Source organism: Streptomyces sp. NPDC094448 (genome assembly GCF_044763775.1).
Lineage (GTDB): Bacteria > Actinomycetota > Actinomycetes > Streptomycetales > Streptomycetaceae > Streptomyces.
Window position 1 is genome coordinate 509,752 of the sequence record NZ_JBIWGU010000002.1, and the last position, 17,520, is coordinate 527,271.

At 71.8% G+C, this 17,520-nt stretch carries 12 protein-coding genes; 7 read left to right on the forward strand and 5 right to left on the reverse strand.

The features are described 5' to 3' along the window. Positions 1 to 18: 18 nt before the first annotated feature. On the reverse strand, positions 19 to 1,563 hold the full coding sequence (locus ACIQ9E_RS05660; RefSeq protein ID WP_403702389.1) for a ricin-type beta-trefoil lectin domain protein: 1,545 nt from the start codon (positions 1,561 to 1,563) through the stop codon (positions 19 to 21). Positions 1,564 to 1,690: 127 nt separating this feature from the next. On the opposite strand from ACIQ9E_RS05660, the gene ACIQ9E_RS05665 reads away from it, so the two are divergent. The 4 genes from ACIQ9E_RS05665 (at position 1,691) to ACIQ9E_RS05680 (ending at position 8,587) form a co-directional block, all read left to right on the forward strand. Then, a complete protein-coding gene (locus tag ACIQ9E_RS05665) occupies positions 1,691 to 3,151 on the forward strand; it encodes a class II fumarate hydratase (protein WP_403702390.1) in 1,461 nt (486 codons plus the stop codon). A gap of 277 nt (positions 3,152 to 3,428) precedes the next feature. Further along, positions 3,429 to 4,154 carry a DUF402 domain-containing protein gene (locus ACIQ9E_RS05670; RefSeq protein ID WP_403702393.1) on the forward strand — a complete coding sequence of 242 codons (726 nt, stop codon included), beginning with the start codon at positions 3,429 to 3,431 and terminating at the stop codon, positions 4,152 to 4,154. Between the two features lie 587 nt (positions 4,155 to 4,741). Beyond that, complete coding sequence (locus tag ACIQ9E_RS05675; protein WP_403702396.1) at positions 4,742 to 6,697, forward strand: SpoIIE family protein phosphatase; 1,956 nt, start codon at positions 4,742 to 4,744, stop codon at positions 6,695 to 6,697. Between the two features lie 414 nt (positions 6,698 to 7,111). Then, positions 7,112 to 8,587: a catalase gene (locus ACIQ9E_RS05680; RefSeq protein ID WP_403702398.1), complete on the forward strand. Its 1,476-nt coding sequence runs from the start codon at positions 7,112 to 7,114 to the stop codon at positions 8,585 to 8,587. Between the two features lie 114 nt (positions 8,588 to 8,701). On the opposite strand, the gene ACIQ9E_RS05685 is transcribed toward ACIQ9E_RS05680, so the two are convergent. After that, complete coding sequence (locus ACIQ9E_RS05685) at positions 8,702 to 10,981, reverse strand: transglycosylase domain-containing protein (protein WP_403702401.1); 2,280 nt, start codon at positions 10,979 to 10,981, stop codon at positions 8,702 to 8,704. 305 nt (positions 10,982 to 11,286) lie between these two features. Between ACIQ9E_RS05685 and ACIQ9E_RS05690 the strand changes: the two genes are divergently transcribed. From ACIQ9E_RS05690 to ACIQ9E_RS05700, 3 genes are all read left to right on the forward strand, one after another. Continuing rightward, complete coding sequence (locus ACIQ9E_RS05690) at positions 11,287 to 12,216, forward strand: SPFH domain-containing protein (RefSeq protein ID WP_403702404.1); 930 nt, start codon at positions 11,287 to 11,289, stop codon at positions 12,214 to 12,216. Next, entirely contained in the window at positions 12,213 to 12,482 is a 270-nt protein-coding gene (locus tag ACIQ9E_RS05695; RefSeq protein WP_403702406.1) for a hypothetical protein, read from the forward strand. The genes ACIQ9E_RS05690 and ACIQ9E_RS05695 overlap by 4 nt, the downstream gene beginning before the upstream one ends. A gap of 222 nt (positions 12,483 to 12,704) precedes the next feature. Next, positions 12,705 to 13,694: a LysR substrate-binding domain-containing protein gene (locus ACIQ9E_RS05700; protein ID WP_403702409.1), complete on the forward strand. Its 990-nt coding sequence runs from the start codon at positions 12,705 to 12,707 to the stop codon at positions 13,692 to 13,694. A gap of 18 nt (positions 13,695 to 13,712) precedes the next feature. Here the strand turns inward: ACIQ9E_RS05700 and ACIQ9E_RS05705 are convergent, their stop codons facing one another. From ACIQ9E_RS05705 to ACIQ9E_RS05715, 3 genes are read right to left on the reverse strand one after another with little or no spacing between them, the layout of a single operon-like run. Next, complete coding sequence (locus tag ACIQ9E_RS05705; RefSeq protein WP_403702412.1) at positions 13,713 to 16,076, reverse strand: FtsX-like permease family protein; 2,364 nt, start codon at positions 16,074 to 16,076, stop codon at positions 13,713 to 13,715. After that, a complete protein-coding gene (locus ACIQ9E_RS05710) occupies positions 16,073 to 16,756 on the reverse strand; it encodes an ABC transporter ATP-binding protein (RefSeq protein WP_403702415.1) in 684 nt (227 codons plus the stop codon). The genes ACIQ9E_RS05705 and ACIQ9E_RS05710 overlap by 4 nt, the downstream gene beginning before the upstream one ends. After that, on the reverse strand, positions 16,753 to 17,277 hold the full coding sequence (locus tag ACIQ9E_RS05715) for a PadR family transcriptional regulator (protein ID WP_403702418.1): 525 nt from the start codon (positions 17,275 to 17,277) through the stop codon (positions 16,753 to 16,755). The genes ACIQ9E_RS05710 and ACIQ9E_RS05715 overlap by 4 nt, the downstream gene beginning before the upstream one ends. Between the last annotated feature and the right edge of the window lie 243 nt (positions 17,278 to 17,520).

Consider the following 17,520-nt stretch of genomic DNA (forward strand, 5'->3'; position numbering starts at 1 on the left):
GGCCCGGGGCCGGGCGGGTCAGACGAAGCGCTGGTTCGCCGCGCCCGCCGCGCAGGGCCGGAGCCGGACCGGTGCCTGCGACGTTTCGTGCGTCGCGCACAGGGACGTGGCCGCCGCGGGGCGCAGGGTGCCGTCCACCCGTACGAAGCGCTGGTTCGCCGCCCCTGAGCAGTTCCATACGATCAGTTCCGCGCCCGACCGGTAGTTCGCCCCGGGGACGTCGAGGCACCGGTCCTGGGTGAGTTCGGTGTGGACGGAACCGGCCGCCGGATCCTGCCACCAGCCCTGGTTACGGCCGCCGTGGCAGCCCCAGCCGACGACTCCGGTGCCGTTGGCCGTCACCGAGCCGGTGACGTCGAGGCACTGCCCGGTCGCCTCGTTCCTCAGCGGTTTGTAGACGTCGTCCCAGGCCAGGGTGCGCAGTACGGGCCGGCCGTCGGAGTTGGTCTCGGCGCAGCTCGCCTCCCGGACGTTCGCGCTGTACATCTGGGTCAGACAGGACGCGAAGGCCCCGTGGCCCCGGTAGTTGGGGTGGAAGGACTGCCGGGCGGTGTTCTCGTCCGGCGGGAAGGGGTTGGAGAGTTCGAGGTGGAGGCCCCGGGCCCAGGTGTCCTCCATACAGACCTCGTGCCCGTGGAAGAGACGGGAGTTGTCGAGGTAGACGGCACCGCTCGCGGCGGCGGCCTTGCGCATACCGCGTTCGAAGAGGGGTACGGCGGTGTTGCGGCCCCAGACGGTGTCGGCGTCGTACCCCATCCCGCCGCAGATCAGCTTGCCGGGGAAGTTCGGGTTGTCGCGGAAGTCGGGTCCGATGGGACCGGGGTAGCCCATGACGACGAGCTTGTAGTCGCCGTCCGTGTATCCCGCGCCGCGCATCACGGTCCGCAGATCGGCGACCGTCGCCTCGACCTTGGGGACGAGGGCGTCGACCCGGGCCTGCCAGCCGGGGCCGTACTTGGGGGCGCAGGGGCCCTGGAGGGTCACGTACCGCACCACGCAGTCGGTCATCACCGGGCCGAACTGGAGGTCGTCGTTGGCCCCGGCGACGAGCAGGACCATCTTGATGCGGGTATTGCGCGCCTTGATGGCCAGATTGTCGCTCTGGACCAGCTCGTCGGCGTACTGCTTGGTGCCGCCGATGCGGATATTGCCGGTGTACGCGCCGGAGCAGGCGACGTTGAAGGTGACGTCGGCGGCGATTCCGGTGCGGTGGATCGCGGCGTCGGGCGAGCGGTGGCACCAGTTGGACGGGCCGTCGGTGCCGGGCTCGTACGAGCCGATGCCCTCGCCGGAGATCTCGCTGTCGCCGAGGGAGATGAGTCCGGTCTTGCGTTCGGCGAGGGGGCGTTCGGCGGGGCTGCCGTAGAGCTTCACGGCCTCCGCGGCGCGGATCGTCTCCAGTGCGGGCGGGAGCGGTACGGAGGCGGCCGCGGCCCGCGCCGTACGGCTCTGGTCCGCTCCGGCCGTGGGCGAGGCCAGGCCGACCAGTCCGGCCGCCAGGGCGGCCGCGGCGGCCACCGTACATCGCAGCCTTCGGCGGGTGGTGCGTTTTCCATGCGTCATGTGTGCCTCCCCGGGTCTGTGGTTACCCCGGGTTCTACTGGCAGGTAGCCCGCAGGGGAATAGCAAGAACAAGACAAGTGCTCACCTTTTCAGGAGCCTTGCAGGAGCCTTCAGGAGGGACCCGACCATGTCCGCAGCCGACGGGACCGACGGAACCGGTACGACCACCCCCGCCACGACCGGGGGCGCAGGTGCGGGCGAGGACGGCCGCTACCGCGTCGAACACGACTCGATGGGCGAGGTCCGGGTCCCCGCCGACGCCAAGTGGCGGGCCCAGACCCAGCGGGCGGTGGCCAACTTCCCGGTGTCGGGGCAGCGGCTCGAACGCTCCCATATCGCCGCGCTGGCCCGGGTCAAGGCCGCGGCGGCCGTGGTCAACGCCCGGCTGGGGGTGCTGGAGGACGACGTCGCCGGGGCGATCGCGGCGGCCGCCGCGGAGGTGGCCGCCGGACGCTGGGACGACCAGTTCCCGGTGGACGTCTTCCAGACCGGCTCCGGCACCTCGTCGAACATGAACATGAACGAGGTGCTGGCAACCCTGGCCGAGGAGCGGCTGGGGCGGCCGGTCCATCCCAACGACCAGGTGAACGCGTCCCAGTCGTCGAACGACGTCTTCCCGTCCTCCATCCATATCGCCGCCACGGCCGCGGTCACCGGCGAGCTGATCCCGGCGCTGGAGCATCTCGCGGAGTCGCTGGAGCGGAAGGCCGGCGAGTTCGCCCCGGTGGTCAAGTCGGGCCGGACGCATCTGATGGACGCCACACCCGTCACGCTCGGCCAGGAGTTCGGCGGTTACGCGGCCCAGGTGCGGTACGGGGTGGAGCGGCTGCGGTCCTCGCTGCCCCGGCTCGCCGAGCTGCCGCTGGGCGGTACGGCGGTGGGCACCGGTATCAACACCCCGCCCGGTTTCCCGGCCGCCGTCATCGCCGAGGTCGCGGCGGCCACCGGACTGCCGCTGACGGAGGCGCGCGACCACTTCGAGGCGCAGGGCGCCCGGGACGGGCTGGTGGAGACCTCGGGCCAGCTGCGGACGATCGCGGTCTCGCTGACGAAGATCGCGAACGATCTCCGCTGGATGGCAAGCGGTCCGCGGACCGGGCTCGCCGAGATCAACCTGCCCGACCTCCAGCCCGGCTCGTCGATCATGCCGGGCAAGGTCAATCCGGTCGTCCCGGAGGCGGTGCTGATGGTCGCGGCGCAGGTGACCGGGAACGACACCACGGTCGCCGTGGCGGGGGCCGCGGGCAACTTCGAACTCAACGTGATGCTGCCGGTGATGGCGAAGAACCTGCTGGAGTCGGTACGGCTGCTGGCCGCGGCGTCCCGGCTGCTGGCCGACCGCACGGTCGACGGCATCACGGCCAATGCCGAGCGGGCGCGGGAGTACGCGGAGTCGTCGCCGTCCGTGGTGACACCGCTCAACAGGTACCTGGGCTACGAGGAGGCGGCGAAGGTCGCGAAGAGGTCGCTGGCGGAGCGGAAGACGATCCGGCAGGTGGTCCTGGAAGGGGGCTATGTGGAGCGCGGTGCGCTGACCGTGGCGGAGCTGGACGAGGCCTTGGACGTGCTCCGGATGACCCGCCCCTGACGGTCGGCCGCGCCGTGCCCCGAGCGGTGCGGGCGCTGTCCGGAAGCGGCGGGCCGGGGCGCGGTACCGTCCGCTCCACGGTTGATGCGGTGCGGGCACGGGCCGCCCCTCCCCGGATCCGGAAGGGAACACCTCCCCTCCCCCGTACGGCCCCGACCCGACCCGCGGGCGGCTCGCGCCGGCGCGGTGGTGGTGATCCGACGCGCCCGGGGCGCTGTTCCGGTGCACTGCGCCGGGGCCGGGGACCGCCGGGACAGGCGCCTCCTAAGATCTGCTCATGACAGGCACGGAGCAGACGGAGCAGACGGAAGGGTCGGAGCGGGCGGGCGGAACGGCTCGCCGCTGGCGGGCCGGTGAGCACATCCTCTGGCGCTACCTCGACCACGGCGGCCCCGGCAGACCACCCGGCGATCCGGGGTTCGCCGTCTGCCGCCCCGTGACCGTCGTCCGCGACACCCCCGAACTGCTCGCCGTCTGGCTGGCACCGGGCACGGAGTGCGTCAGGCCGGCCCTTGCCGACGGCTCCCCGCTGCACGAACAGCCGCTGGCGACCCGCTACACCGTGCCCCGGACGGCCGTCCACGACCAGTGGCACGGCGCGGGCGTGCTCAAGCTCGCCCGGCCCGGCGAGCCGTGGTCGGTATGGCTGTTCTGGGACGAGGACTGGGAGTTCCGGAGCTGGTACGTCAACCTGGAACAGCCGCACACCCGTTGGAGTGCGGGAATCGATTCCCAGGATCATTTTCTGGACATCTCGGTATTTCCCGACCGGAGCTGGCTCTGGCGGGACGAGGACGAGTTCGCCGAGGCCCGGCGCGTCGGGCTGATCGGACCGGTGGAGGCCGCCCGGATCCGGCAGGCGGGGCGTGCGGCGGTGGCGGCGATCCGCGCCTGGGGCGCGCCGTTCCGGGACCACTGGGAACACTGGCGGCCCGATCCCGTCTGGCCGGTCCCTCCGTTGCCCGCCGACTGGGGGCGCACGCCCGCGCATACCGGTCCCTGAGCGCGCCGCGGCGGCCCCGGCGCTCCCGGAGAGGTCCGAGCACCGCCCCGGCACCCGCCGGGGGCGGCAGCGACCCCTGCCCCCGGCCCCGGCCCGGAGAGCGGGCCGGGACCCGAAAGGCGGACAAACCTCCCCGGGGTGCCGCAGATGTGCGGCTTCTTGCCCAGATGTGACCGAGATCGCGGCGTGGAACTGTCCTTAATCTGTCCGACTCCGGTCCGAGAACGCCCTCCGGCGCAGAGGACGTCGTGAGACTCTTGATGCGCCCCCAGGGGGCAAACGTAGGATCGTCGTCCACAAGGCTCGCCGTTCGGGGACCGTTCGGTAACCATGGATCCCAGCGCAGAACCTGACCGTGAGTCATCGCCGTCGCCGGCAGCCAGCCGAAGCGGCGGCGAGCGGTTCGTGTTCAATACATCTGCTCAAGACATTCAGTTCGCCAGTACGCCAGCACGAGACAGGTCACTACGAGGGGGTGGAGCCGTGCGGGATGCCTGCCACCTTGCCGGCCTCGCCCGCAGAGCGGGTATACGGCCCCCTGAGGCCCATGCATCGCACACCCGGCCCAGATGGACGGAATCCCACGCGTGACGGAGCAGCCCACCTCCCATGAAGGCCGGCAGCCCTTGGCTGCCCGGTCGCAGGAACGCACCCGGCCCCGGGCGGACGCGGCCGCCGCCACAGCGGACACCGTCGCGGCAGCCGCTGCGCTCTCCTCGTCCGTCCCGGCGCCGAACGGCCCGGTCGGCGGAGGCGTGGCACAACCTCCCGGACCGCCCTCGGGCCCCGGCGGCCCCGGTCTGCCGCCCGGCACACCCGACCCCGCGGGCGCCGCCCGCCGGGAGGGCGACCGGCTGCGTTTCGTGGGCGCCGCGACCCGCCGTATCGCCCGCGGTATAGACCTCGACGAGATCGTCCTCGGCCTCTGCCGGGCCACGGTGCCGACGTTCTCGGACGCGATCCTGGTCTATCTCCGCGATCCGCTGCCGGTCGGCGACGAACGTCCGGTCTCCCCGTTCCTGCTCCGGCTGCGCCGCACGGACCGGCTGCGTTTAGCAGAAGACGGTGCCGACTTCGGTGGTACGGGCCTGCTGCCCGTCATCGACCAGCACAACGAACTCACCCCGGCGGCCGAGCAGTGCGAGGTCCGCTCCGGCGGCGCGCTCTCCGAGGTGCTGCGCGGGGTGCGGCCCGTCTTCGGCGATTCGGCGGCGGCCCGCGCCGCGCTGCCCGAACTGCTGGGCGCGGACCGGACCGTACCCAACGGCCACCGGGCGATCCTGGCCCCGCTGCGCGGACGGCGCCGGGTGATCGGTGCTGCCGTCTTCCTGCGCCGCCCCGACCGGCCCGCCTTCGAGCCCAACGATCTGCTCGTCGCCGCCCAGCTCGCCACGCATACGGCGCTGGGTATCGACAAGGCGGTGCTGTACGGCCGGGAGGCGTATATCGCGGACGAGCTGCAGCGCACCATGCTGCCCGATTCGCTGCCCCAGCCCACCGGCGTCAAGCTCGCCTCCCGCTATCTCCCGGCGGCCGAGACCGCCCGGGTCGGCGGCGACTGGTACGACGCGATCCCGCTGCCCGGCAGCCGGGTCGCACTCGTCGTCGGTGATGTCATGGGCCACTCCATGACCTCGGCCGCGATCATGGGCCAGCTGCGGACCACGGCCCAGACGCTGGCCGGTCTCGACCTGCCGCCGCAGGAGGTGCTGCACCACCTCGACGAGCAGGCCCAGCGGCTGGGCACCGACCGGATGGCGACCTGTATGTACGCGGTGTACGACCCGGTCTCGCACCGGATCACCATCGCCAACGCCGGTCATCCGCCGCCCATCCTGCTCCATCTGGGCGGCCGGGCCGAGGTGCTGCGGGTACCGTCGGGCGCGCCCATCGGCGTCGGCGGGGTCGACTTCGAGGCCGTGGAGCTGGACGCCCCCGCCGGGGCCACCCTGCTGCTCTACACGGACGGTCTGGTGGAGTCGCGGCTGCGGGACGTCTGGACCGGTATCGAGCAGTTGCGGGAGCGGCTGCACGCCACGGCCCAGCTCACCGGCCCCGACCACGCCCCGCCGCTGGAGGCGCTCTGCGACGACGTCCTCGACATGCTGGGGCCGGGCGACCGGGACGACGACATCGCGCTGCTCGCGGCCCGTTTCGACGGGATCGCGCCCAGTGACGTCGCCTACTGGTTCCTGGAACCGGAGGACGCGGCCCCGGGCCGGGCCCGGCGCCTCGCCCGGCGGGCGCTCTCCCGCTGGGGTCTGGAGGATCTGTCCGACGCGGTGGAGCTGCTGGTCAGCGAGGTGGTGACCAATGCCGTGCGGTACGCGGAGCGGCCGGTCACCCTGCGGCTGCTGCGGACGGACGTACTGCGCTGCGAGGTCGGCGACGACTCCCCGCAGCTCCCCCGCCAGCGCAAGGCGCGGGAGACCGACGAAGGCGGACGCGGACTCTTCCTGGTGAACCGGCTGGCCCGGCGCTGGGGCGCGACCCGGCTCTCCAGCGGCAAGGTCGTCTGGTTCGAGCTGCCGACGAGGCCGTAGGGCCCGGCGCGCCGAGCAGACCGGGCAGGCCGGGCAGGCCGAAGCGGAGGACGGAGGGCCGGTACGGGGAGACCCGTACCGGCCCTCCGCGCTGCCGCGGGCCGGGGCGCGGCACCGCCCGGGACACCGCGGCCGGCGTCCGCGGCGCCCCACCGGCCGCGACCCGTCACCACGGCTCACGGGGTGCGCCCGCGCACCCGGACCGCGCCACCGTCCGAGCCGCACACACGCCGCGCCCCGTCACCACGGCTCACCGGGCCCGGGAACCCGGCCCGGTGGAGGCGCCGCCGTGAGGTGGTGGGCGCCCGCGCCGCCCCGCCGTACGCCCGACCGGCCGCAGCGGAGTGGCGAGCAGTTGCCGACGGAGTGTCGGCGGCGTTGACTGGACACCACGGCGCCGGTAGCGACCCAACCATGTCTCCCCGCGGGAGGACGCTCGTGTCCGATACCCCCTACACCACCAACAACGCCGGCATTCCGGTGGAGAGCGACGAGCACTCCCTCTCCGTCGGGCCCGACGGCCCGGTCCTCCTCCAGGACCACTACCTGATCGAGAAGATGGCCCAGTTCAACCGAGAACGGGTCCCCGAGCGGGTGGTGCACGCCAAGGGTTCCGGCGCGTACGGCTTCTTCGAGGTGACGAACGACGTCAGCCAGTTCACCAAGGCCGACCTCTTCCAGCCCGGGAAGCGCACCGAGATGCTGGCCCGCTTCTCCACGGTCGCGGGCGAGCAGGGCTCGCCCGACACCTGGCGCGACCCGCGCGGCTTCGCGCTGAAGTTCTACACCGAACACGGCAACTACGACATGGTCGGCAACAACACGCCGGTCTTCTTCGTCCGGGACGCGCAGAAGTTCCAGGACTTCATCCGCTCGCAGAAGCGCCATCCGGCGACCGGGCTGCGCAACAACGACATGCAGTGGGACTTCTGGACCCTCTCCCCCGAGACGGCGCACCAGGTGACCTGGCTGATGGGCGACCGCGGCATCCCGAAGTCGTACCGCTTCATGAACGGGTACAGCTCCCACACCTATATGTGGGTCAACCGCGGCGGCGAGCGGTTCTGGGTGAAGTACCACTTCAAGACCGACCAGGGCGTGGACTTCCTCACCCAGGCGGAGGCGGACGAACTGGCCGGTTCGGACGCGGACCGGCACCGCCGGGACCTGTACGAGTCGATCGAGTCCGGGAACGCCCCGAGCTGGACGCTGTACATGCAGATCATGCCGTTCGACGATGCGCCGGACTACCGCTTCAACCCCTTCGACCTGACGAAGGTGTGGCCGCACGGCGACTATCCGCTGATCGAAGTCGGCCGGATGGTGCTGGACCGCAATCCGGAGGACTACTTCGTCCATATCGAACAGGCCGCGTTCGAGCCGTCGAACCTGGTGCCGGGCATCGGGCCGTCGCCGGACAAGATGCTCCTCGGGCGGCTGTTCTCGTACCCGGACACCCATCGGTACCGGATCGGCCCGAACTACGCCCAGCTGCCGCCGAACCGGCCGCACTCGGTGCTCGCCTCGTACGCCAAGGACGGGCCGATGCGGTACGAGCCGGCCAACACGGCGCGGCCCTATGCGCCCAACTCCTACGGCGGGCCGGCGGCGGACACCGCGCGGTTCGGTGAGATCGCGGGCTGGGCGAGCGCGGGCGAGATGGTCCGGGAGGCGTACGCGCTGCACCGGGAGGACGACGACTGGGGGCAGGCGGGCACCCTGGTGCGGAAGGTCCTCGACGACGCCGCCCGCGACCGGCTGGTGTCGAACGTGTCCGGGCATCTGAAGGACGGGGTGTCCCGGCCGGTGCTCGACCGGGCGGTCCAGTACTGGCGCAATATCGACAAGACGGTCGGTGACCGGATCGCCAAGGAGGTCAACGGCGGCTGAGCCCGGAGCACCGGGCGGTACGGCGGCCGGATACGGCGGTGCCCGCGGCGCTTCCCCCGGAGGGAGCGCGCCGCGGGCACCGCCGTACCGGCATATCGGCCGTGGACTCCGGGCTCAGGGGCCCTGGGAGCCGGGCGGCCGGAGTTGCGGCCGGGGGTTGTTCGGATCGCCCGTACCCGGGTTCCCGGGTTCGCCGCCGGGACCGCCCGGTCCGGTGCCGTCGGTCTGGCTCTGGGACGGCGAGGGGCGGATGGTGGGCCGGGTGCTCTGCGAGGCGGGCGGGTCGATCACCGGCGGCCGGGACGTGGTGTTCGACGGCCGCGGCTCCTCCGTCTCCTCCTCGCGCCGCTGCTCGCTCGGGCTGGGGGACGGCTCGGCGGAGTCGGACGGGGAGGCGGACGGCTCGCCGCGGGCGGGCTCCTCGACCTCCAGGTCGAACCGCTTGCGGGCGTCGGCCGCGCTCACCGCGTCGGAGGTGTACGCCTTCCAGATCCGGGCCGGCACGCCACCGCCGTTGGCCCGGCCCTGGTTGATGGTGTCGGTGAGGGTGACCTGCCCGGTGCCGTCCGGCTGCTCGCCGAACAGGGCGACCGAGGTGACCAGGGTGGGCGTATAGCCGACGAACCAGGCGGAACGGTTGTTCTCGGAGGTGCCGGTCTTGCCCGCCGCATCGTACGAGCCCGCGGCACGGCGGCCGGAGCCCTCCTGTACGACGCCCTGCATGGCGGCGGTGACGGTATCGGCCGTACCGCGCGAGATCACCTGGCCGCCGACGGGGTCCTTCAGCACGACCTTGCGGGCCCGGTGTTCGGCGGACGCCACGATGGAGGGGGTCACCTTCTTGCCGTGGTTCGCGAACCCGGCGTACACCCCGGCCATGTCCCAGGTCGAGGCCCCCATGGTGCCCAGCGACATGGCGGGGCGCTCGGGCCAGCCGTCGCCGTCGCGCATCCCGAGGTCGAGTGCGGTCTTCTTGGTCTTCCCGGGCCCGACGTCGACGATCATCTGCGCATAGACGGAGTTGACCGACTGGTTGGTCGCCCGCTGGACGGTGATCTGCCTGCCGTAGTCCCGATCGTCCTCGTTCTCGGGGCTGAACGGGGTGTCGCTGCCGACGACCGGCCGTTTGCTGGTCCCGTCGTAGACCGAGTTGAGGCTGATCGGGTCGCCGTCCTGGGTCGTCGCCTCGTTCTCCAGGGCGGAGGCGAGCACCACCGGTTTGAAGGTGGACGCGGGCTGGTAGTCGCGGCGGGTGGCGTTGGACAGCCAGTGTTCGGTGGCTCCGATTCCGCCGTACAGCGCGACGACCTTGCCGGTCGCGGGCTCCACGGAGGTGGCCCCGGCCTGGACGGTCGCGGCCTTCTTGTCCTTCTTCCGGTCGAGCTGGGACTCCAGCTCCTTGTCGACCGCCGCCTCCAGCTCCTGCTGCCGGGTGCGGTCGATATTGAGGGTGATCGTCCAGCCGCCGGCCTTGATGTCCTCCTCGCCGACGCCCTGGCGGGCGAGTTCCGCGTTGGCGGCCTCGACGAGATAGCCGGTCTGGCCCTCCATACCGGGGGCGGCCTTCGGCGCCTTCGGTACGGGGAACTTCTGGGCGTCGCGCACGGACCCTTCGAGCTTGCCCATCTCGACCATGTTGTTCAGCACGTAGGCCCAGCGGTCGGACACCAGCTTCTTGCCGGTCGGGGAGGCCACGGCCCAGTCGTACTGGTGGGGGGCCTGGAGCAGGGCGGCGAGATAGGCGGCCTGGGCGACGTTCAGCTTCGCCGCGTCGATGCCGTAGTACGCCTGGGCGGCGGCCTGGATTCCGTAGGCCCCGCGGCCGTAGTAGCTGGTGTTGATATAGCCGGCGAGGATCTGGTCCTTGGACTTCTCGCTGTCGACCTTGAGGGCGATCACCAGTTCCTTCAGCTTGCGGCTGACCGTCTGGTCCTGGTTGAGGTAGTAGTTCTTGACGTACTGCTGGGTGATGGTCGAACCACCCTGCTTGCCCTTGCCGGAGACGGTGTTCAGCAGACCCCGGGCGGTGCCCTTGAAGTCGATGCCGTTGTCCTTGTAGAAGCTCTTGTTCTCGGCGGCGACGAAGGTCTGGCGGACGTCCTCCGACAGCTCCTCCAGGCCGATGATCTCGCGGTTGACCTCACCGGTCCGGGCCAGAACGGTGCCGTCGGCGTACTTGTAGACGTTGGACTCCATCTCGGCCTGCGCGTTCGCCGCCGGAACCGGAACCATCATGTAGATCACCGCGAAGGCGCCCATGCCGAGCAGGCAGAGGCCGAGGAAGGTGCCGAGCATCTTCTTCCAGGTGAAGAAGCGGCGTATGCCCGCGCGCCCGCTCTTCCCGCCCCGGCGCGCACCGCGCTGCCGGGCACGTCGTTCCTCGGCTCGGCCCATCGCCCGTCCCGCTCCGCTCTTCCCCGAAAGGTCTTCTCTTCTGATCGGCCATGGCCGGTTCCGGTCGGTTCCGGCCGGTTCTGGTCGCCACCGACCGAGGCAGCTTAGAAAGCTAACACCGTTCGCCCTGAAAAATTCGGACTAGTACGACGAATCCGGACGTGAGAATCAGCACCCCGTCCAGAGAAGACGACTCGGCGGTTGCCCAAACGGTTGCCGCATCTATTAATGTGTAATCACATTGCTAGCAGCGAACCGCCGGTGCCGGACTCCGCCACCGGTGGTTCCTGACCCCTGGGGGACCCATGACCACCGCCGGCACCGCAAGAGACCCGTACGACGGAGTTCCGTCCGGGGTACGGGAGTTCCCGGCCCGCAGCATCGGCGGCGGGTCGGCCCTGCTGCTCGGCCTGGCCGGCGTCGCCGGAGGCGCGGCGGCCGTCGTGGCCGGAGCGGTGGCCGGAGCGGCCGCGGCCCGGGCCGGCCTGATCACCGGAGGCATTCTGCTGGCGCTCGCCTCGGTCATCGCGATGGCCGGGCTGAACATGGTGGAGCCCGGCCAGGCCCGGGTGGTCCAGCTCTTCGGCCGCTACCGGGGCACGGTCCGCACCGACGGCCTCCGCTGGGTCAATCCGCTCACCTCGCGCGAGGAGATCTCCACCCGGGTCCGCAACCACGAGACCGCGGTGCTGAAGGTCAACGACGCCTACGGCAATCCGATCGAACTGGCCGCCGTGGTGGTCTGGCGGGTAGAGGACACCGCACAGGCCCTGTTCGAGGTGGACGACTTCCTGGAGTTCGTCTCCACCCAGACCGAGTCCGCGGTCCGCCAGATCGCCATCGAGTACCCCTACGACGCCCACGACGAGGACGCCCTCTCGCTGCGCGGCAACGCCGAGGAGATCACCGAGAAGCTCCGCGTCGAACTCCAGGTCCGCGCCGAGGCGGCGGGGGTCCGGATCATCGAATCGCGCTTCACCCATCTCGCGTACGCCCCCGAGATCGCCTCGGCGATGCTCCAGCGCCAGCAGGCGGGTGCGGTGGTGGCGGCACGCCGGCAGATCGTGGACGGGGCGGTCGGTATGGTCGAGGCCGCGCTGACGCGGATCAGCGAAGACGGAATCGTCGAACTGGACTCCGAGCGGAAGGCCGCGATGGTCTCGAACATGCTGGTCGTACTCTGCGGCGACCGCTCCGCCCAGCCCGTCGTCAACGCGGGCACGCTCTACCAGTGACACCCCCGCCGCCCCCGCCGCCGCGCAAGCAGGTCCTGCTCCGGCTGGACCCCGCGGTGTACGACGCCCTGGCCCGCTGGGCCTCGGACGAACTGCGCAGCGCCAACGCCCAGATCGAGTTCCTGCTGCGACGGTCACTGACGGAGGCGGGGCGGCTGCCGGGCGCCGCCGCGCCGATCCGCCGGAGGGGCCGCCCGCCGAAGGCCGCGCCGGACGGCGGCGGGGAGCCGGGCGCGCAGGAGACCCCGGGCGGCGGGGCGGGCTGAACCCGTACCGCCGAAGCGGCCCCGCCGTCCGTACCACCGGACCCGGACACCCGGGCACTCCCCCGGCACGGCCGGGCCGCCGCCGCTCCGGCGGCCCGGCCGAAGCACCTCACTCCGGTTGATCACGGCTGTCCCCGATGCCGGGACCGGCCGTCGGCACCCCTCGCCGACTCGACGGAACAGCCGATTAACATCAAGGGGAACGATCGGGAGAAGGAATCAATGGCTACGGCAAATCGGGGCAAACAGCCCAGCCTTTCGCAACTGCGGGCGTTCACGGCGGTGGCCGAGCATCTGCACTTCCGGGACGCCGCCGCGGCCATCGGCATGAGTCAGCCCGCGCTCTCCGGGGCCGTATCGGCGCTGGAGGAGACCCTCGGGGTGCAGCTCGTGGAGCGGACCACCCGGAAGGTGCTGCTCTCCCCCGCCGGTGAGCGGCTCGCGGCCCGCGCCAAGGCGGTCCTGGACGCCGTCGGGGAGCTGCTGGAGGAGGCGGCGGCGGTCCGGGCCCCGTTCACCGGTGTGCTGCGGCTCGGGGTGATCCCGACCGTCGCCCCCTATCTTCTGCCGGATGTGCTGAGGCTGGTCCACGGCACCTATCCCGACCTCGACCTCCAGGTCCACGAGGAGCAGACCTCGTCGCTGCTGGACGGGCTGGCGGCCGGACGGCTCGATCTGCTGCTGCTCGCGGTGCCACTGGGGGTGCCGGGGGTGACCGAGATCCCGCTGTTCGACGAGGACTTCGTCCTGGTGACCCCGGAGGGCCATCCCCTCGGCGGACGGCGCGACCTCTCCCGCGAGGTACTGCGCGAACTGCCGCTGCTCCTGCTCGACGAGGGGCACTGCCTGCGCGACCAGGCACTGGACATCTGCCGGGAGGCGGGGCGCGACGAGCGGGCTCCGGTGACGACGACCGCCGCGGGCCTTGCGACGCTGGTGCAGCTGGTGGCGGGCGGCCTCGGGGTGACCCTGCTGCCGCGGACCGCGGTCGAAGTGGAGACCGGCCGGGGCGGGCTGCTCACCGGCTGCTTCGCGGACCCCGCCCCGGCGCGCCGGATCGCCCTGGCGACCCGCACCGGGGCGGCCCGCCAGGGCGAGTTCGAGGAGTTCGCGCGGTCGCTGCGGGGCGCGCTGGGGGGCCTGCCGGTACGGCTGCGCACCGAGGGCACGGCTCCGGTGACGGACCCCGGGGATCCCGCCCCCGGAGCCTGAGCCTCCGCCAGAGCGGCGCTATTCGGTGCGCAGACCGTCCGGGCGCATCATCCGGTAGAGCGGCGGCAGGCTGAGCACCGTCACCACCACGATCACCGCGACGCCCGCCCCGGCGACCGGCAGGAAGCCCCACCAGTCGGCCACCCGCGCACCGACCAGTTCGAGCATCACCAGCCCGAGGCCGAGACCGCCGGCGATCGCCAGGGTGGTGCCGATGGCCACCGGGACGGCGGTCTGCCACAGCACCGACCAGGCGATGGTGGCGCGGCGGGTGCCGAAGGCGACGAGCACCGAGAGCAGCTTGCGCCGCTCCCGCAGCTGTTCGATCTGGGACACCAGCATGGAGGCAGCAATCAGCGCCATGGTCGCAAGGGAGCCGATCAGCAGCGCGATACGGACTTTGGCGAACTGCTCGTCCTCCTCGACGGTGGTCAGCTGCCAGACATGGGCGCCGGGGTCGATCCGGGCGACGGTGTTGCGGACGTGCTCCCGCGCGTCGGGTACCCGCTCGTCGACGGAGACCATCGCCACGGCGCTCGCGGCGGGGAAGTCCCGGAGGTCGACGGCGCCCGGGGTGGCGAAGATCCCGGGGTGCTCGTTGTCCGCCGCGTCGGTCCGTGCGGTCACGGTCGGCGCGCCCTCCGGCAGGTCCCAGGTCCTGACGGGCTTGCCTTCGGCGGCGCTCTCCCGGGGGGCTCCCGTCAGATACGGCTTGCCGAGGGCGGCGGACTGCCTGATCAGCGCGCCCGTTTCGGTGTCCGTGCCGACGACGACGAAGGCGTCGCCGTCCTTGCAGGAGGGGAGCGCGGCGAGTTCGCCCAGGGTGGAGCAGTCGCCGACGGTCAGCGTGATGATCTCGCCGTACCCGGCCGCCACCTCCTCCGGGGTGCGGGCCGGGGTGTAGAGCTGCGTCTGGGTTACTCCGGTGACCGTGCGGACCCCTTCCGTCCCCCGGAGGGCGGTGACCACCCTGCCGGCGGACCCGGCACCGGTGATGTCCGCCGTGACGCTCAACTGGGCCCGGTCCAGGTCCTGCTCGGTCTCCCGGACGAAGTCCCCCTCGACCGCGGAGAACAGCATCTGGAGGGCGATCGCCCCGGCGACGGCGACCATGATCCCGCTGACCGCGCGGGCGGCCGCATCGCTGCTCAGCTGCAGCCGCCGGACCGCCAGTTGCCAGGGGACGGAACCGCCGCGCAACCGTCCGACGACCTTGTCGACCAGCCACGGCAGCAGGGTCGTGAGCCCGATGAGCACCAGGATCGCCCCGGCGGCTATCGGGAAGACCGCGACGTCCTCGTCGCCGGAGCCGAGCCGGCCGGTGAGCAGCAGGGCGAGTCCGAGGGCGGGGAGCAGCAGCCGCCACCACAGACGGCGCTGCCTGGTGGCGGAGTGCCGGACCACGCCCAGCGGTTCGATCACGACCGTACGCAGGGCCAAGAGGGTGACCACGACGGCGGAGACGGGTACGGCGACCACGATCAGCGCGCCGAGCAGCGGCACGGGTCTGACATCGGAGGGGAAGGCGCTCAGGCCGTACAGCCCGATGCCCCCGGCGAGCGGCCGGACCGCGAAGAACAGGCCGATACCGAAGGCCAGTCCGAGCAGGGCGCCGAAGAGCGCCTCGCCGCCCGCGATCCGGCGGACCGTCCGGGTGTCGGCGCCGACCAGGCGGAGTGCGGCGAGCCGCCGGTCGCGCCGTTCGCCGCCGAAGCGGACGGCGGTGGCGACGAAGACGGCCACCGGCACCAGCAGCACCACGCAGACCAGTACGAGGAGGACGACGAGGACGGGGTTGAGCGGTGGGGACACTCGCGCACCGTCGTCGAAGCGGCTGATCCGGGTACTGCCGGACTCCTGGGCGAGGTCCGCGCTGCCGAGGTAGAAGTACAGCTCGCGGGAGCCGAGGAGGCCCTCGTCGCCGATGGTGCCGGTGATCTTCCCGCCGTAGCGCTCGCCGAGGAGCTTGCCCTCGGATGAGCGCAGGAGTTCACCGAGTGCGGGTGAGACGACCATCTCGCCGGGTTCCGGAAAGACGGCGACGCCGGGCGGCCGTACGGGGTCGGCGCCGTCCGCCCGCAGCAGGGTGCCCTTGACGGCCCGGTCGCGGTAGGTCGTTTCGACGCCGTCCCACAGCACGGTGCCGGCACCGGGCGGGATCTCCGGCGAGCCGATCTGCTTGATCTCCACCGGGGTCCGGTGGTCGGCGCGGTCGTCGCGCTGTTCGATCATGCCGGGGACGGAGGAGGCCAGCAGGAGCATCGCGACGCCGAGGCCGACGCCGAGTGCGGTGAGGAGGGTACGGGTCCAGCCCTCGCGGCCGCCGGAGGCGCCGAAGCGGATTCCGAGGGCGAGGTCGCGGGCCCAGGCGCGGATGGTCATACGACGTACTCCAGGCCCCGGGTCTTTCCGTCGCGGACGACGACCTCGCGGTCCGAGTAGGCCGCGACCCGGGGTTCGTGGGTGACCAGGACGACGGCGGACCCGGACGACCGGGCGGCGTCGGTGAAGAGTTCCATCACCCGCTCGCCGTTGAGGGAGTCCAGGGCGCCGGTGGGTTCGTCGGCGAAGAGGACCCGGGGGGAGGTGACCAGGGAGCGGGCGACGGCGACCCGCTGCCCCTGCCCGCCGGAGACCTCACCGGGCCGCTTGTGTCCGACGGAGTCGACTTCCAGCCGTTCCATCCACTGCCGGGCGGCGGTTTCGGCCGGCTTGCGGGCGGTCCCGGCGAGCCGCAGCGGCAGGGCGACGTTCTCGGTGCAGGTCAGCTCGGGTACCAGCTGGCCGAACTGGAAGACGAAGCCGAATTCGGTCCGGCGCAGCAGACTGCGCTCCTTGTCGGAGAGTCCGGCCAGCTCCCGTCCCTGGTAGCGGATGGATCCGGAGTCGGGGCGCACGATGCCCGCGAGGCAGTGCAGCAGGGTCGACTTGCCGGAGCCGGAGGGGCCCATGACGGCGACGACCTCACCGGCGCGGATGGCGAAGTGGGCGCCGTCGAGGGCGGGGGTGGGTCCGTAGGCCTTGTGCAGGTCCTCGGCGACGAGCAGGGCGTCGGTGGTCATGCTCCTACCTCCCGGGCGAGCCGGTCCAGCCGGGCCGCGGTCAGTTCGAGCCAGCGCAGATCGGCCTCCAGATGGAACAGGGCGTGGTCGCAGATGAGCTGGTCGGCGAGGTCGCCCCGGCGTTTGCGGTCGGTCAGGACCCGCATCAGCCGCAGATGCTCGGACCGCTGGATGTCGAGCAGTTCGGCGGCGCCGCGCCCGGTGAGCAGGGCGAGGACGACCTTGGTGTAGAGCACGGACTGGAGGTACGGCTCCGGGGCCTCGGGCCGGGCGAGCCACGCGTCGACGTCGGTGATCCCGGCGTCGGTGATCGCGTACCGCTTCCGCTCGGGTCCGCCGCCGGGCTCGACGCCGTCGACCTCGACGAGTCCGTTCTTCAGGAGCCGGGACATGGTCGAGTAGACCTGCCCGTAGTGGAGGGGCTTGTCGTGGCCGAACTTCTCGTCGAAGGCACGTTTGAGGTCGTAGCCGTGACGAGGGCCGGATTCGAGGAGCCCGAGAAGGGCGTGACCGATGGACATGATCCGACTATACACACGAGGTATACATGGAGTGCATACGCAGGTGGGGGCGGTGCGCCCGCCGAACGGACGGACAGCGGGCGGCGCCTGGCAGAATCGGCACCGCCGCCGCACCCGGTCCGGGCGGCCCGGAGCGCCGACCCGGAAGGGCATCCTCCGATTGATTGAAGGATTGGATCACACTGAGCCGATTGATCAATTTCACCGGCGGTAGCGGGTATGACAGGGTGGATTTGTCCAACC

Bases quoted from the DNA above. Each gene is read 5' to 3' on its own strand.
- ACIQ9E_RS05670 (WP_403702393.1), top strand. From the start codon at position 3,429: ATGACAGGCACGGAGCAGACGGAGCAGACGGAAGGGTCGGAGCGGGCG.
- ACIQ9E_RS05660 (WP_403702389.1), bottom strand. From the start codon at position 1,563: ATGACGCATGGAAAACGCACCACCCGCCGAAGGCTGCGATGTACGGTG.
- ACIQ9E_RS05705 (WP_403702412.1), bottom strand. From the start codon at position 16,076: ATGACCATCCGCGCCTGGGCCCGCGACCTCGCCCTCGGAATCCGCTTC.
- ACIQ9E_RS05685 (WP_403702401.1), bottom strand. From the start codon at position 10,981: ATGGGCCGAGCCGAGGAACGACGTGCCCGGCAGCGCGGTGCGCGCCGG.
- ACIQ9E_RS05690 (WP_403702404.1), top strand. From the start codon at position 11,287: ATGACCACCGCCGGCACCGCAAGAGACCCGTACGACGGAGTTCCGTCC.
- ACIQ9E_RS05700 (WP_403702409.1), top strand. From the start codon at position 12,705: ATGGCTACGGCAAATCGGGGCAAACAGCCCAGCCTTTCGCAACTGCGG.
- ACIQ9E_RS05680 (WP_403702398.1), top strand. From the start codon at position 7,112: ATGTCTCCCCGCGGGAGGACGCTCGTGTCCGATACCCCCTACACCACC.
- ACIQ9E_RS05665 (WP_403702390.1), top strand. From the start codon at position 1,691: ATGTCCGCAGCCGACGGGACCGACGGAACCGGTACGACCACCCCCGCC.
- ACIQ9E_RS05715 (WP_403702418.1), bottom strand. From the start codon at position 17,277: ATGTCCATCGGTCACGCCCTTCTCGGGCTCCTCGAATCCGGCCCTCGT.
- ACIQ9E_RS05710 (WP_403702415.1), bottom strand. From the start codon at position 16,756: ATGACCACCGACGCCCTGCTCGTCGCCGAGGACCTGCACAAGGCCTAC.